The organism is Oscillospiraceae bacterium (genome assembly GCA_015068645.1).
In the GTDB taxonomy this organism is placed as follows: Bacteria; Bacillota; Clostridia; order UMGS1840; family UMGS1840; genus SIG452.
Window position 1 is genome coordinate 57,740 of record SVKD01000007.1, and the last position, 14,507, is coordinate 72,246.

A 14,507-nucleotide genomic window follows, 5' to 3' on the forward strand; every position below is an offset into this window, starting at 1 on the left:
TGCCTTTTCCATAAAAATGTGATAAAATGTATCGATCACATCTTCTTGATATGAAAGGAGCCGTTATGGGCGTTTCTTTAAAAAAATATTCTGTGGGAGAAGAAATCTTCAGTGCAGTGGCACATTGTGTAGGAAGTCTTCTTTCCATTGCAGCAACCGTTCTTCTGATTGTATTTTCTGCAATCAAAGGGAACACGATGGGGGTAATCGGTAGTTCTGTTTATGGCGGTACGATGATTATTTTATATACGATGAGCACTCTTTATCACGCATTAACGAATGAAACAGCAAAAAAAGTATTCCGCATTTTTGATCACTGTTCCATCTTTTTGCTGATTGCGGGTACCTACACACCTTATTGTCTTGGCCCGTTGTGGGGGAACGGGGGATTAGGTATTTTAATTGCCATTTGGAGTTGTGCGATTTTAGGAATCGTGTTTAATGCCATTGCCTTAGAGAAAGTGAAAATTGCAAGTTTAATTTTTTATGTGGTGATGGGGTTGGCAATTTTGCTGAAACTTCCCACTCTGCTTGCAACATTGGATTTTGGCGGCATTGTTTGGATGGGTATTGCAGGTCTTGTTTATATTTTAGGAATTATTTTCTATCTTTGGAAAGTAAAATATATGCATCCAATCTGGCATCTGTTTGTGTTAGGGGGAAGTATTTGTTTTTTCTTTTCGATTCTGTTTTATGTAATTTAATATAATTTTTATTGACAATATTGCTATCTCGTGCTATACTGTTACAGTTAAGGAGGATAATTTATTATGATTTGTGAAAAATGTGGAAAAGAATTTTCCCAAGATGAAAAAGTTTGTCCTTATTGCAGTGAGGAAGAAGCTGTATTAGAGCAAACAGAAATTACCGAAGAAGTTGCTAATGATTTGGAAGAATTGGAAACTCCCGTTTCTAAAATCGTTCGTCAAAAACGCGGAACTGCCCGTGTTGTCATTGGGATTGTTGCTTTGGTTTTAGCGGTAGCGGCTTTGGTCGTTTCTTTGTTGAAACCTGTTGCGATTCTCGGCGAATGGAAAATGCATCAAGATATGCCGGCCGGTATGGACGAAAATGGCAAGATGATGGTAATGCAGATTGATTCTGTGATGAAATTTACCCCTTCCGGTGAATTAAAAATTGCCGAAGATTTACTCAATTATGAAGAAGTAGGCTATACCAAAGATCAGAAAACAATCGAAAGCACCTTCCGTTATTCTTTTGAAAAAGGAAGCTTGAAGCTGGAATATCAGCCCACTCCTGAACAGAAAAAACAGATGGAAGAACAGGGCGATTCTTCTGTGGAACCTGTGATGATGGAATGCAGCGTTACTCCCGGTATGTTCTCTTACTGGCAGGGTGATCAGATTCCCAGACAGGTGTATGATTATTACAGAGTTGGCTTCTGTCATCCTTCCATGTATTTATGGATGGCTTCTGCTGTAATGCTTATTTTGGGCGTATTGCTTGTGGCAATCCCCGGCAAAAAATGCGAAGTTACCATTCGTGAAGAAGATGCAGAAGAAGCAGAAGATCTGGATGAATTCTTAGAAGACATCTATGAAGAAATCGAAGCAGAAGATGAAGCTTGTGTAGCAGAAGAAACCATCACCGAAGAAGCTACTGAAGTTACTGAATAACTTTATCAAAAGAAAAAAACGCTGAGTTTTTAAAACTCAGCGTTTTTGTTATGTTGGTTTATTCCAGTCCCAGCAAATGGTCAACAGTAACATGATAAAGCTTGGCAAGTTTAATGACCATAGAAACAGGAATTTCACGAACCCCTTTTTCATATCTTGCATACACTTGGCGATTGCAGGTTAAATAATCTGCTACCTGTTGTTGAGTCATATCATGGTCAACTCTTAATTCGTAAATTCTTGGAAAATACATTAAAATCACCTCTTGACTTTAATGTTACCATATGGTACTATAATATTACTGAAATGGTACCAAATGGCACCATAAAAAAGGAGGCGCCTATGAAAATACAGTCTGAATTATTAAAATCTTATCTTGCAGAAGCACTTGCTCAGTATTTGCAGGAATTTCCTATGGATATTGACAAGGCAAGGGAAAGCATTGCCATGACAATGCTGGAAGAAATCAAAGAAATTTTAGAAAATCCCAAGTTGGATGATTTTGAAAAGGTGGAAGATATATTTTATATTTTTCAAAGTCGAAAAATCAAACTCTCAAATTGTCACGATTGCTTTTGAGTAAAAAAAACGCTGAGTTTTTAAAACTCAGCGTTTTTTATGTTATTTTCAGTTTATCTGATTCCGTAATTTTCAATGACAAAGTCCATATCTTTATCGCCTCTGCCGGAGAGGTTAATAAGAATGGAACCATGATCCATGGTTTTTGCCAGTTTCATAGCATAAGCGACAGCGTGAGAGCTTTCAATTGCAGGGATGATACCTTCCATGCGAGCCAGTTTAAAGAATGCATCAATGGACTCTTCATCGTCAATCACATCATATTTCACTCTACCGATTTCCTGCCAGAATGCGTGTTCGGGACCGGAAGAGGGATAGTCCAAGCCACTTGCCACGGAATAAACAGGAGCAGGTTCACCGTTTTCATCTTTTAACATAATACTGTTAAAGCCGTGCATAATCCCTTCGGTACCATATTTTAAACTTGCAGCGTGGTCGCCCAATTTCGGACCTTTTCCTAAGGGTTCCACACCGTAGATATCCACGGGGTCATTTAAGAAGCCGGAGAACATCCCTGCCGCATTGGAACCGCCGCCTACACAGGCTACCACAGCATTAGGTAAGTGACCGGTCATTTCCAAGAACTGTTCTCTTGCTTCAATCCCAACCACACTCTGGAAATCTCTTACCATCATGGGGAAGGGATGGGGACCAAGCACAGATCCGATACAATAGATAGAATCTTTATATTCTTTACTGTAAGCATCAAAAGCAGCGTCTACTGCTTCTTTTAAGGTTTGCAGACCGTGGGTAACTTCTACCACGTTTGCACCTAAAATTTTCATTCTGGCAACGTTGGGAGCTTGTTTTTTAATGTCCACCGCACCCATATAGATATCACATTCCAGACCGAAGTATGCAGCTGCAGTTGCCAATGCAACTCCGTGCTGACCTGCACCGGTTTCTGCAATGATTTTCTTTTTGCCCATATATTTTGCCAAAAGGCCTTCACCCATACAATGGTTTAATTTGTGAGCACCGGAATGGTTTAAGTCTTCACGTTTCGCATAAAGCTGCACTTTTCCGCCCAAAGCATCAGACAGACGTTCCAAGTGAGAAACAGGGGTAGGACGTCCCTGGAATTCTTTACGGATTCTGCGCAGTTCTGCGATAAACTTACGGGACTGGCAGATGGAGAAATAAGCTTCGGTAATTTCTGCCATTGCATCTTTTAATTTTTCTTCGATATAGACGCCACCGTATTTGCCAAAGTAACCGTCTTTATCGGGGTAATTGTGAAAATAAGTATCAAAATTTACGCCATTCAATTGCATTTTAAAAATGCCTCCTTCTTTTGCCAAAGTGGTCGGGGTAATAAAAAAGCCCCCGACAGAATACAAAAAATCTATCAAGGACGAATCAGTAACAATCCGCGGTGCCACCTTGTGTTCACGGGAATTCCGTGCGCTTTTTAGAGTACTATCATACTCCCGACCAAACTAACGTGGGTCGAAACGTCAGTGCATTTGACACTGCCCTCAACAGTCCATATTATGCAGAAGATTTTTGCGGAACTCACACCGTAATCCACTCGCTCTTAAAAACCTCGCCCTGCTTTTTTTCTGCCTCAACGGTTTATCGGATTCAATTTAGATTTATTATAGCACTTTTTTAAAAAATTGTCAATACTTTTTTGACAATGTATAAAAACTGTGCTATGATATAGATAAGTTTTTTAAGAAAAGAGCTTGTTGTTATGAACTATCAAACTGTCAAAAAAGGAATCTTTTGCGCCCGACCCAATCGGTTTATTGCCTATGTGAATGTGGATGGAAAGGAAGAAGTCTGTCACGTAAAAAACACAGGCAGATGCCGTGAACTGTTAATTCCCGGTGCAACCGTTTATCTGGAAGTGGCTAAAAATCCAGAGAGAAAAACAAAGTACGATTTGATTGCCGTGGAAAAGGGGAACGTTGTCATAAACATGGATTCTCAGGCGCCTAATCGTGCTTTTTTGGAATGGGCACCTAATTTTTTTGGAGAGAATGCTAAAATCATTCCTGAAAAAACTTATGGAAAATCAAGATTTGATTTTTATGTGGAAACTGAGGATGGTAACCGTCATTTTGTGGAAGTAAAAGGGGTTACTTTAGAGCGTGACGGAGTGGTTTTATTTCCCGATGCACCCACAGAGCGTGGCAGAAAGCATATTTTGGAGTTATGCGACTGCGTAAAAAACGGATTGATTGCTCATCTGTTTTTTGTGGTGCAGATGAAAGATGTATCTTACTTTACGCCGAATACTGCAACAGACCCCAAATTTGCACAAGCACTGCAAATCGCCAAAGAAAATGGGGTAAACATATATGCTGTCAATTGTGATATTACGCCCGATACCATGAAAATTTTCAATTTTCTAGAAATTCGCTTTTAGCGGACTTGCAAGTTTTTTTGTATCACCACATACGATTAAATATCAATACTGAAAGAGGGATTTCGTATGTGGCAGTTGGTGCTATCGGCACTTCGGAATGTGGTATTCCTTTTCGGATATTTCGCCTCGGGAAGCTTTCCCAAGGCGTTGTCCAAACAGCAGGAGGAAGAGCTTTTCAAAAGATTCAAAGATGGGGACTTGTCGGCACGGGATGAACTGATTGAATCCAACTTGCGTCTTGTTGCCTATGTGGTAAAAAAGTACCGCAAAGAAAATAAAGACTCCGAAGATTTTATATCCATCGGTACCATTGGTCTTATTAAAGCGGTCAATTCTTTTAATCCCGATAAAAACATCCGCTTGGCAACCTATGCGGTGCGGTGTATCGAAAATGAAATTTTAATGGTGATTCGTGCCGAGAAAAAACTGGTCAATGAGGTGTCGTTGGAAGAACCCATCGGTAAGGATGCGGAAGGAAACGAAATTTCATTGATAGATATCTTGGCAAACGACGAAGAATCAGTCTTTTTGGAAGCATTAAAAGGTATCCATCAGCAAAAACTCTATGGCGCAATTTCATCCTGTCTTACCAAGCGGGAAAGGGAGATTATTCTGCTTCGATACGGGCTTTTAGATAAAAATCCAATGCCCCAAAGAGAGGTTGCAAAAAAATTTGGCATCTCACGTTCTTATGTGTCCCGTATTGAAAAGCGGGCATTGGAAAAATTAAAAGATGCCTTGCAAGGTGATTAGAAAAATGAAAAAAAGGAAATCTGAATCAAGGGATTCGGATTTCCTTTTTTGGTTAGCTTTTTGTTTTGACCAATTCTTTGGCATCTGTGGATTTCTTTTTTTGCTTGAATATAGCGGTAATCAGCCATTCCAATGCTTTATAAAGCAAATGAAGAACTTCAGAAAGCAACAGGGAAGCACACCCTACCAAAAGCACCATCGGGATAAAATAAAGAGCTCTGTGATTTAATGTGGGAGCAACTTTATATAAGAAAGGATAGAAGATGCAATCTGCAATATAAGACATCAGATATGCACCCAAACATAAATCCGAAAGGTGTGCAAGTGTTTTTTTCACTGGGGTGGGGCATTTTGTTAAGTTTCTCTGCGAGAAAAACAGAAATACCAAAACAGCCAGTACCAATGCCTGAACACTGTGCCATTCGGTGTAAAGCCCCCAGGAATAGTTGCGACCGTAATCCCGATAATAGTTAAAAAGTCCAAACAGACAAGCCGCCACTACAAATAGCAACAGGTTGTAACGTTTTTTCATTTTGATGGGATATTCCCTAAGGTATGCTCCAATCATATAGTAAGTGACAGGGTATATCATCATCCACCAATCAGGAATCAGTTTCTGATAGGAATCAGAAATGGTGGGATTCATAAACCAACCGGGTTCCATAAAATTATAAATGTTGGCAATGGTGGGCAGAGCGGATAAACCAATCAAGGTCCAAATCAGTGTTTTCTTTTGTCCTTTTCCTTCCAATCCGTGATACATGGTATTTAAAAAGGGAATCAGAAGGAACAACCCGATATACATCTCAATATACCAGGCGTAGTTGGCACCTTTATAATCCAAAATACTGAAGAGGGTTAGCTGGAAGGTTAGATCATCTCCAAAGTACAGATGTTTGAATATCATGCAGATAATAGCAGATAGGACGTATGTTCCCAATATTTTCACAATGCCCAGATAATATCGTTTGGACAGTTTTTTTTGATTGAGAAGATATCCGCTTAACATAATAAATAAAGGAACACAGTAAGAAACTGCACCCCGAAGCACTGTAAAGAAGAGCATGGGGATTCCTGACAAATTCACTTCGTAATACCCGGTATATAACCAGAAGTGAATGGCGACCACCGAGAAAAACGCCACAATTCGCACAATATCCAGGGCGGTATTACGTTTCAAAATATTCATAAGTATTCTCCTTGTGGATAAAAATAATCTCATTGATAAAAATATCATACCATATGTTGGAGAAGTTATCAAGAGAAATATTAAAAATAGGGGGAAAGTACCTGTTTGTTTTGCCCTCTTAGGGTTCAAGCCCCTTCAAAATATAAAAAAACTACCCAAATATGGATAGTTTTTTTATATGGTGCGCCTGAAGGGACACGGTCGCTTCGCACCCTATCAGCTTGACGACCCAAGCCTATGGCTTCGGTACCCGTCGTCGCTCCCAAAAACGGAAAAACGCACACACCGGTGCCTTTTTCTGTCGCTTTTTGCCCTCTTAGGGTTCAAGCCCCTTCAAAATATAAAAAACTACCCAAGGATGGATAGTTTTTTTATATGGTGCGCCTGAAGGGACACGGTCGCTTCGCACCCTATCAGCTTGACGACCCAAGCCTATGGCTTCGGTACCCGTCGTCGCTCCAAAAAGCGGAAAAACGCACACACCGGTGCCTTTTTCTGTCGCTTTTTGCCCTCTTAGGGTTCAAGCCCCTTCAGAATATAAAAAAACTACCCAAATATGGATAGTTTTTTTATATGGTGCGCCTGAAGGGACTTGAACCCCCACGGTCTCCCACTGGAACCTAAATCCAGCGCGTCTGCCAATTCCGCCACAGGCGCACATGCTAAAACAGTATAGCATACTTTTAGGTAGTTGTCAATGTTTTTTCAACGGAAGGATCAAAAAAGAGATATCCGACCGGATATCTCTTTTTTGCTTATGCGGATTTAATTACTTTTGGGGGAGTGGTGCCGTTGATGGCATCTTTTGTGATAACCACTTTTTCAATAGTATCGTCTGACGGAGTTTCATACATCACGTCCATCAAAGCGTTTTCCACGATGGAGCGAAGGCCGCGGGCACCGGTGTTTCTTTCCTGTGCTTTTGCCACGATTTCGTCCAACGCTTCGGGTTCGAATTCTAAGTCCACATTATCTAACTGCATCAATTTTTGATACTGTTTGATGACGGAGTTTTTGGGTTCTAACAAAACTCGTAACAGCGCTTCTCTTCCTAATTCTTCCAATGCTACAATCACTGGAATACGGCCTGCAAATTCAGGAATTAAGCCGTATTTCAATAAGTCTTGGGGAGTGATATCGGCAAGGAGTTTGGATTTATTGTTGTCTTTTTTAGAAGAAATGGGAGCGTTGAAGCCTAAAGAGGATTCCTTGCTTCTTTTCTCGATAATCTTTTCAATACCGTCAAATGCGCCGCCGCAGATGAATAAGATGTTGGAGGTATCAATGGATAAAAAATCCTGATGGGGATGTTTTCTGCCACCCTGAGGAGGAACATTTGCTACTGTACCCTCAATGATTTTTAACAATGCCTGCTGAACCCCTTCACCGCTGACATCACGGGTAATAGACGGGTTTTCGGATTTTCTTGCAATTTTATCAATTTCGTCAATATAGATGATACCTTTTTGTGCTTTTTCAATATCGAAGTCTGCTGCTTGAATCAAGCGTAACAAAATATTTTCCACGTCTTCACCCACATAGCCTGCTTCGGTTAAGGTGGTAGCGTCGGTAATGGCAAAAGGCACATTTAAGATTTTTGCTAATGTTTGTGCCAACAGAGTTTTCCCTGAACCGGTAGGACCTAAGAGCAACACATTGCTTTTCTTTAATTCGGTATCATCGTCAGTTTTTTGTTCCTGCACACGTTTATAATGGTTATATACCGCCACGGACAGAGCAATTTTGGCTTTTTCCTGTCCAATAACGTATTCATCCAGCTTTGCTTTGATTTCCTTGGGCTTTAAAACGGTGAATACTTCTTTTTCGTCATCCGCTTTCTTTTTGCTTTTTGGGTAACCGATGCGATTTCCGGTAATCAGCTCATAACAGCTCATAATACATTCGTCGCAGATGTTTGCGGCGCCACCGGTTACAATCTGATCCACCTCAGCGGTGGATTTGCCGCAGAAGTAACAAAACTGCTGATCTTCATCTCTTCTGTTAGACATAGTTTACCTGCTTTCCTTTTTGCTTTTCTTTGCTCAGTTTCTTTTGAAAAACAATGGCGTAACGCCAAACCGTCACGCCATCCTGTTCTTATCTTTTTTCGATCACTTTGTCAATCAGACCGTATGCTTTTGCTTCGGCTGCGGACATAAAGTTGTCACGTTCGGTATCTTTTTGAATCACCTCTAAGGGCTGACCGGTTCTTTCGCTTAAAATCTGATTTAAGTGGTCTTTCATTTTTAAGATACGTTCTGCGTGAATTTTAATGTCGGTTGCCTGACCTTGCATACCGCCTAAAGGCTGATGAATCATAATTTCGGAATTGGGCAGGGCCATACGTTTGCCGGGTGCACCTGCGCTTAACAGGAAAGCACCCATAGATGCTGCCATCCCGATACAGATGGTGGAAACATCGGGTTTTACATACTGCATGGTATCATAAATTGCCATACCTGCAGTGATGGAACCGCCGGGACTGTTGATATACAGTTGGATATCTTTGTCCGGATCTTCCGCTTCTAAGAACAGAAGTTGAGCAACTACCAAGCTTGCGGTAGCGTCATTTACTTCATCTGCTAAAAAAATGATTCTGTCTTTTAACAGGCGGGAAAAAATATCATAAGTTCTTTCGCCGCGGCTGGTCTGTTCAACAACATAGGGAACTAAACTCATATTTTAGTCAAATCCTTTCGGGGTGGGGTATTATTCTTCGATTTTTTTGGTTGCAGTTTTTTTAGCAGTGGTGGTTTTTTTCGCAGGAGCTTTTTTGGGAGCTTCTTCCCCGTCTGCTTTTTTGGTGGTTTTTTTAGTAGCAGTCTTTTTGGGAGCTGCTTCTTTTTCTTCACCGTCTGCTTTTTTAGTGGTTTTCTTAGCGGTGGTTTTTTTTGCAGGAGCTTTCTTTTCGGTTTCTGCCTTTTTAGCTTCTGCTTCCGCTTTTGCTTCTTCTTCGGAGATTTCCTGACAAACAGCGTTATCTCTTACGAAATCAACTGCTTTTCTGATGATGATATCTTTTTTCAGATCTTCATCGGGAACGAAATTCGCAATTTTTTCTTTTTCAATACCGTAGTGTTCGCTTAATTTATCTTTTTCTGCATCTAAGTCAGCGTCAGTTGCTTCGATTTTTTCCTGACGAGCGATTGCTTCCAATACCAGCATAGATTTTACCTGGATTTCAGCGTTCTGTTTGAACTGACCTAAGTAGGTTGCTTCATCCATACCGGTGTATTTTAAATACATTTCTCTGTTGATACCCTGCTGCATTAAGCCGTTATCGAAATCTCTTGCTAGCATGTTTACTCTTTCATCAATCATAGCCTGGGGAATATCGATTTCTACGCTATTTGCAATCTGGTCAACCACTTCATTTTCAAACTGGATGTCTGCACGTTCGGACAGCTGTTTTGCCATTTTTGCTTTGATATCTTCTTTTAATTCCGCTAAGGTATCAAATTCAGAAACGTCTTTTGCCAGTTCGTCATCAGCTTCGGGAAGTTCTTTTTTGGTAACTTTGTTGATTTTTACTTTAAATTCTGCAGCTTTACCTTTTAATTCTTCTGCATGGTATTCTTCGGGGAAGGTTACTTTTACTAAAACGTCATCATTGGTGCCGCTTCCGATTAACTGTTCTTCAAAACCGGGGATGAACTGACCGCTGCCGATGGTTAAATCGAAAGCATCGCCTTTTCCGCCGGGGAATGCAACGCCATCAACAAAACCTTCAAAGTCGATGTTGGCGATATCGCCGTTTTCAATACCTCTGTCTTCTACGGGAACCATTCTGGAATTTCTTTCTCTGATTCTTTCGATTTCAGCGTCAACTGCTTCATCTTTCACAGTATAGACAACTTTTTTCGCAGTGATACCTTTATAGTTTTCCACAGTTGCAACAGGTCTTACAAACACTTTGAACACAGCGGTGAAACCTGCTTCTTTGGAAATTTCGGGAATATCCACATCGGGCTGAGAAACAACATCTAATTTTGCTTCTTTGATTGCTTCTTCATATAATTCGGGCAGGATGGAGTTTACTGCATCGTCAAAGAAAATGCCTTCTCCGTACATTTTTTCAATCATATTCTTGGGAGCTTTTCCTTTACGGAAACCGGGAAGAGTGATGCTCTTCACATTTTTTCTGTACGCTTTTTCGATGCCTTCGTTGAATTTTTCAGCACTTACTTTCAGGGAAAATTCAACCTGATTTTTGCCTAAATCTTTGATTTTGATACTCATTGTTTTGTTTCCTCCAATTTGCTTTTCAACAATTATATACTAATCTATTATAACACACATTTCGAAAAAATCAAGATTTTTTAAAAAATTTTACTATTTTTTGGTATTTTCTAAAAAACTTGCAAATTGAAGACACAAAAAAGTTTGTTTTTGTGCTTTTTGATAAAAAAATTGACAAAAAAAGAGGGGTGAAAAAATTTTTGACTGAAATTCATTGACAACATTCTTGGAACGCGGTATAATGAGGGACGAAAAAACGGATTGTTTTTTGGAACAGAATTTGTATGAAAATGAGGTATATAAACAGTGATGGATATGAATTTTGCTTCTGTTTTGGGAGTATCCGAAGAAACGGTTGCCCGGGTGGAGGCAAGTGAAAAAAAACTGACAAAAGTATTTGAAAAGTTGGAGCGTATTGCTGAATACAATCAGGCAAGAGTGCTTCGTGCTTTTTCTGAGTGCCGTATTTCGGACACGCATTTTAATTTTTCTACCGGGTATGGTTACGATGACCACGGTCGTGATACGTTAGACCGTCTCTATGCCGAAATTTTTGAATGTGAGGATGCTTTGGTTCGTCACACCATTATTTCGGGTACCCATGCGTTGACCACTGCATTTTTCGGTGTCCTCCGTCCCGGGGATACCCTCATTTCCGTAACGGGAAGACCTTATGACACTTTAGAGGAAGTAATCGGTATCCGCGGAGAAAATTCCGGTTCCTTAAAAGAGTTTGGCGTGTCTTACGGAGAAATTCCTCTAAAAGACGGTGCTCCTGATTTGGAAGCTATCCGGAACGGCGTTCCCAAAGGAACCAAAGCAGTACTGATTCAGCGTTCTAAAGGATATGAAAGCCGTGTGTCTTTATCTTCCGAAGAAATTGGCGAAATCATCAAGGTGGTGAAGGGAATTGACGAGAATATTATTGTGATTGTGGATAACTGTTACGGTGAATTTGTCAACACCTCAGAACCCACCAAATACGGTGCTGATTTAGCCTGCGGTTCTCTTATCAAAAATCCCGGTGGCGGACTGGCTTTAACCGGCGGTTATATTGCAGGAAAACAAAAATATATTGAGCTTTGCGCAATGCGTCTTACTTCCCCCGGATTGGGCAAAGAAGTGGGGGCGTCTTTGGGGTTAACCCGTTCTATGATTCAGGGGCTTTATTTTGCACCGTTTGTGGTGTGTCAGGCACTAAAAACTGCTGCTCTTTGCGCTCAGATTTTTAAAGATTCCGGTTACCGTGTAACACCCCAGCCGGAAGAAGATAGAAATTGTATTATTCAGGCAATTGATTTCTTAAAACCCGAAGGCGTTATCACATTTTGTAAGGGGATTCAGAAAGGTGCTCCCGTGGATTCCTTTGTTTCTCCAGAGCCATGGGATATGCCCGGTTATCAGGATCAGGTAATCATGGCGGCAGGTGCTTTTGTGCAGGGGGCTTCCATCGAGCTTTCTGCGGATGCTCCCATCAAGCCGCCTTATACTGCTTTTATGCAAGGTTCTTTATCCTATGGATACGGTAAAGCAGGACTGATGCTCACTGTGGAAGAAATGAAGAAAAACGGTTTGATATAATTTGCTCTAATTGAAAAAACAGAGGCTTTGACCTCTGTTTTTTGTTTTTATGAATTGCAAAGCTGTTCCAATGTGCCGAAAGTATAACCCATTTCTTTCCATTTGGTTAGTAATTCGTCTAAGATTTCAGCATTGGTTTTTGAGGTGGAATGAAGCAGAATAATGGCACCGTTATGGGTACGAGGCAGTAATTTTTCCAGTGCTTCATCACGGGTGGGTTGGTTATTCTGTTCCCAATCGGCATAAGCTAAGCTCCAGAATATTGTTTTATAGCCCAGTTGTTTTGCTTGCTGCAGGTTTTCGATGTTAAATTTTCCCTGAGGAGGGCGGTAGTATTTGGGCATGGGCTGACCTGTGATTTGTTGGTATTTTGTTTCTAATTCGGATAACTCTTTTTTGAAATTTTCGATATTTGATATTTTGGACATATCGGGGTGATGTGTGGTATGATTTGCCACAATATGACCGTCTTGTACCATTTGTTTGACCAATTCCGGTTTGGTGTCTAAATAGTTTCCTACCAGAAAAAATGCGGCAGGTATCTGATGCTTTTTTAGTACTTCCAAAATTTTGGGAGTATACCCTGCTTCGTATCCCGCATCAAAGGTAAGATACATCACTTTTTTTTCGGGAGAACCCAGGTAATAGGCATCGTATTTTAAAAGCTCTGCCTGACTTCTGTTTCCTACAGGCTGGCTTCCGTTCTGAGAATGAGACAGACCCCAGTCTATATTCATTTTTGCGGTCGAAATAGCATTGGGGATGACATTACCGACCAATCCGATTGTAACAGTGATTGCCAGTACCAACAGCAGGGCACACATCACTAATTTTTTTAATGAAATGACCATAAAATTTCCAAAGAATTTCACAATGGCTTTTGTCTGCCGAGAAAGGTGACAGACATCCTCCTTTCAAAGAGAATCGTTTATGGTTTTATGATATGGTTGTTGTTTTGAAAACAGAACAGAAAAAAGTTAAAAACTTTAAAATATTAAATATTTGTTACAACGTGAAAAAGAATTGACAATGTCTGATGAAATGATGTATAATTGTTTTGAAAAATGGTGCAAAAGGAGTTAGTATACCCTTTGCAAATGGTAATTTCAATAAGGAGGATAAATGTTATGAAGAAAATAGTGGCACTGCTCTTGGTTTTGGTGCTTGCATTCGGAATCTTGAGTGCTTGTCAGAACAACAAAGATGATTCCAAGGAATCTGCGTCTTCAGAAACCAAAGAAAATGTTGTGGCAACTGTCGGTGATGAAGTGATTACCGAAGACGAAATGAAATATATGATTGGTTTTGTGAAAAGTAGTATGATCACAGGAATGGAAGGTCAGGCATTGGAGGACTTTTGGAATACTCTGATTGATGGGGTGGATCCTGCAGATTATATTCGTAAGGAAGCATTTGAAATTTTGGTCGACAGAACTTTGTTAGCACAGGTTGCCAATGATGCAGGGATTACTGTTGCAGCGGAAGAGATCGACGGCTTTTTTACACAGAATAAAGATATGATGGCAAACATTATGGACACTTATGGAGTAAGTGAAGAATCCTTAAAAGCCATTTACAGAAAGGAATTACTGTACGGTAAATACGATCAGACTGTTTTAGCCGTGGATGAACGCTATAATCCTACTGACGAACAGTTGAAAGAAATTTTCCAGAAAGATTATTATAAAGCACAGCATATTTTGAAGATGACGGTGAATCCTGAAACCAATGAACCCTTATCTCAGGAAGAAAAAGATGCTGCCCGTGTGGAAATCGATAATATCCTGCTATCTTTAAAAGACGGAGCCGATTTTGAAGCTATGATGCAGGAGCATAATGAAGATCCCGGCATGGAACAGCTCCCCGGCGGATATGTTTTTTCCAAATATAGTGGAATGGCTCCTGAATTTTATGAAGCTACTGTGACACTGGAAGAAAACAGCATTTCTGAAGTGATTGAAACTGCTTTCGGATATCATATTATTAAGCGATTACCTCTGGATGTGGATGCAGATCTCGAAGCAAACAGGGAACAGGTACAAGATATGTATAAGGAAGTAGAAGTAGCTAAGTTGGTGGAAGAATTAAGAGGCAGTGTCGAGATTAAAACCGATGAAGCCAAATTAAAAGAAATCGCCGTAAAATAAGAAAATAG

At 40.3% G+C, this 14,507-nt stretch carries 14 protein-coding genes and 1 tRNA gene; 7 read left to right on the forward strand and 8 right to left on the reverse strand.

Features of this window, described 5'->3' with window-relative positions; all coding sequences use genetic code 11:
• Positions 1 to 65 precede the first annotated feature (65 nt).
• Positions 66 to 704 (forward strand): hemolysin III family protein, encoded by a 639-nt coding sequence (locus E7413_04360; GenBank protein ID MBE7019092.1) that lies wholly within the window; start codon positions 66 to 68, stop codon positions 702 to 704.
• Positions 705 to 770: 66 nt separating this feature from the next.
• Positions 771 to 1,637: a hypothetical protein gene (locus E7413_04365; GenBank protein ID MBE7019093.1), complete on the forward strand. Its 867-nt coding sequence runs from the start codon at positions 771 to 773 to the stop codon at positions 1,635 to 1,637.
• A 58-nt stretch (positions 1,638 to 1,695) separates the two neighbouring features.
• On the opposite strand, the gene E7413_04370 is transcribed toward E7413_04365, so the two are convergent.
• Positions 1,696 to 1,890 (reverse strand): helix-turn-helix transcriptional regulator, encoded by a 195-nt coding sequence (locus tag E7413_04370; protein MBE7019094.1) that lies wholly within the window; start codon positions 1,888 to 1,890, stop codon positions 1,696 to 1,698.
• Between the two features lie 89 nt (positions 1,891 to 1,979).
• On the opposite strand from E7413_04370, the gene E7413_04375 reads away from it, so the two are divergent.
• Positions 1,980 to 2,216 carry a hypothetical protein gene (locus E7413_04375; GenBank protein ID MBE7019095.1) on the forward strand — a complete coding sequence of 79 codons (237 nt, stop codon included), beginning with the start codon at positions 1,980 to 1,982 and terminating at the stop codon, positions 2,214 to 2,216.
• Positions 2,217 to 2,269: 53 nt separating this feature from the next.
• On the opposite strand, the gene trpB is transcribed toward E7413_04375, so the two are convergent.
• Positions 2,270 to 3,490 carry a tryptophan synthase subunit beta gene (gene trpB, locus E7413_04380; protein ID MBE7019096.1) on the reverse strand — a complete coding sequence of 407 codons (1,221 nt, stop codon included), beginning with the start codon at positions 3,488 to 3,490 and terminating at the stop codon, positions 2,270 to 2,272.
• A 422-nt stretch (positions 3,491 to 3,912) separates the two neighbouring features.
• On the opposite strand from trpB, the gene sfsA reads away from it, so the two are divergent.
• Complete coding sequence (sfsA, locus tag E7413_04385; protein ID MBE7019097.1) at positions 3,913 to 4,590, forward strand: DNA/RNA nuclease SfsA; 678 nt, start codon at positions 3,913 to 3,915, stop codon at positions 4,588 to 4,590.
• A 66-nt stretch (positions 4,591 to 4,656) separates the two neighbouring features.
• Positions 4,657 to 5,343 carry a sigma-70 family RNA polymerase sigma factor gene (locus E7413_04390; GenBank protein MBE7019098.1) on the forward strand — a complete coding sequence of 229 codons (687 nt, stop codon included), beginning with the start codon at positions 4,657 to 4,659 and terminating at the stop codon, positions 5,341 to 5,343.
• A 52-nt stretch (positions 5,344 to 5,395) separates the two neighbouring features.
• Here the strand turns inward: E7413_04390 and E7413_04395 are convergent, their stop codons facing one another.
• From E7413_04395 to E7413_04415, 5 genes are all read right to left on the reverse strand, one after another.
• Positions 5,396 to 6,580 carry a hypothetical protein gene (locus E7413_04395; protein ID MBE7019099.1) on the reverse strand — a complete coding sequence of 395 codons (1,185 nt, stop codon included), beginning with the start codon at positions 6,578 to 6,580 and terminating at the stop codon, positions 5,396 to 5,398.
• A gap of 526 nt (positions 6,581 to 7,106) precedes the next feature.
• Positions 7,107 to 7,189, reverse strand: a tRNA-Leu gene (locus E7413_04400).
• Positions 7,190 to 7,287: 98 nt separating this feature from the next.
• Positions 7,288 to 8,541: an ATP-dependent Clp protease ATP-binding subunit ClpX gene (gene clpX, locus E7413_04405; GenBank protein ID MBE7019100.1), complete on the reverse strand. Its 1,254-nt coding sequence runs from the start codon at positions 8,539 to 8,541 to the stop codon at positions 7,288 to 7,290.
• Between the two features lie 88 nt (positions 8,542 to 8,629).
• Positions 8,630 to 9,211 carry an ATP-dependent Clp endopeptidase proteolytic subunit ClpP gene (gene clpP, locus E7413_04410; protein MBE7019101.1) on the reverse strand — a complete coding sequence of 194 codons (582 nt, stop codon included), beginning with the start codon at positions 9,209 to 9,211 and terminating at the stop codon, positions 8,630 to 8,632.
• A gap of 30 nt (positions 9,212 to 9,241) precedes the next feature.
• Complete coding sequence (locus E7413_04415; protein MBE7019102.1) at positions 9,242 to 10,771, reverse strand: trigger factor; 1,530 nt, start codon at positions 10,769 to 10,771, stop codon at positions 9,242 to 9,244.
• Between the two features lie 309 nt (positions 10,772 to 11,080).
• Here E7413_04415 and E7413_04420 point away from each other — a divergent pair, with 309 nt between their 5' ends.
• A complete protein-coding gene (locus E7413_04420) occupies positions 11,081 to 12,352 on the forward strand; it encodes a hypothetical protein (protein ID MBE7019103.1) in 1,272 nt (423 codons plus the stop codon).
• Between the two features lie 47 nt (positions 12,353 to 12,399).
• Here E7413_04420 and E7413_04425 read toward each other — a convergent pair whose 3' ends face one another.
• Positions 12,400 to 13,203, reverse strand: a complete 804-nt coding sequence (locus E7413_04425; protein MBE7019104.1) for a delta-lactam-biosynthetic de-N-acetylase — start codon at positions 13,201 to 13,203, stop codon at positions 12,400 to 12,402.
• 213 nt (positions 13,204 to 13,416) lie between these two features.
• Here E7413_04425 and E7413_04430 point away from each other — a divergent pair, with 213 nt between their 5' ends.
• On the forward strand, positions 13,417 to 14,499 hold the full coding sequence (locus tag E7413_04430; protein ID MBE7019105.1) for a hypothetical protein: 1,083 nt from the start codon (positions 13,417 to 13,419) through the stop codon (positions 14,497 to 14,499).
• Positions 14,500 to 14,507: the final 8 nt, after the last annotated feature.

Coding starts and splice junctions, on each gene's coding strand:
- E7413_04360 (MBE7019092.1), top strand. CDS start 66: ATGGGCGTTTCTTTAAAAAAATATTCTGTGGGAGAAGAAATCTTCAGT.
- E7413_04365 (MBE7019093.1), top strand. CDS start 771: ATGATTTGTGAAAAATGTGGAAAAGAATTTTCCCAAGATGAAAAAGTT.
- E7413_04370 (MBE7019094.1), bottom strand. CDS start 1,890: ATGTATTTTCCAAGAATTTACGAATTAAGAGTTGACCATGATATGACT.
- E7413_04375 (MBE7019095.1), top strand. CDS start 1,980: ATGAAAATACAGTCTGAATTATTAAAATCTTATCTTGCAGAAGCACTT.
- trpB (MBE7019096.1), bottom strand. CDS start 3,490: ATGCAATTGAATGGCGTAAATTTTGATACTTATTTTCACAATTACCCC.
- sfsA (MBE7019097.1), top strand. CDS start 3,913: ATGAACTATCAAACTGTCAAAAAAGGAATCTTTTGCGCCCGACCCAAT.
- E7413_04390 (MBE7019098.1), top strand. CDS start 4,657: ATGTGGCAGTTGGTGCTATCGGCACTTCGGAATGTGGTATTCCTTTTC.
- E7413_04395 (MBE7019099.1), bottom strand. CDS start 6,580: ATGATATTTTTATCAATGAGATTATTTTTATCCACAAGGAGAATACTT.
- clpX (MBE7019100.1), bottom strand. CDS start 8,541: ATGTCTAACAGAAGAGATGAAGATCAGCAGTTTTGTTACTTCTGCGGC.
- clpP (MBE7019101.1), bottom strand. CDS start 9,211: ATGAGTTTAGTTCCCTATGTTGTTGAACAGACCAGCCGCGGCGAAAGA.
- E7413_04415 (MBE7019102.1), bottom strand. CDS start 10,771: ATGAGTATCAAAATCAAAGATTTAGGCAAAAATCAGGTTGAATTTTCC.
- E7413_04420 (MBE7019103.1), top strand. CDS start 11,081: ATGGATATGAATTTTGCTTCTGTTTTGGGAGTATCCGAAGAAACGGTT.
- E7413_04425 (MBE7019104.1), bottom strand. CDS start 13,203: ATGGTCATTTCATTAAAAAAATTAGTGATGTGTGCCCTGCTGTTGGTA.
- E7413_04430 (MBE7019105.1), top strand. CDS start 13,417: ATGGTGCAAAAGGAGTTAGTATACCCTTTGCAAATGGTAATTTCAATA.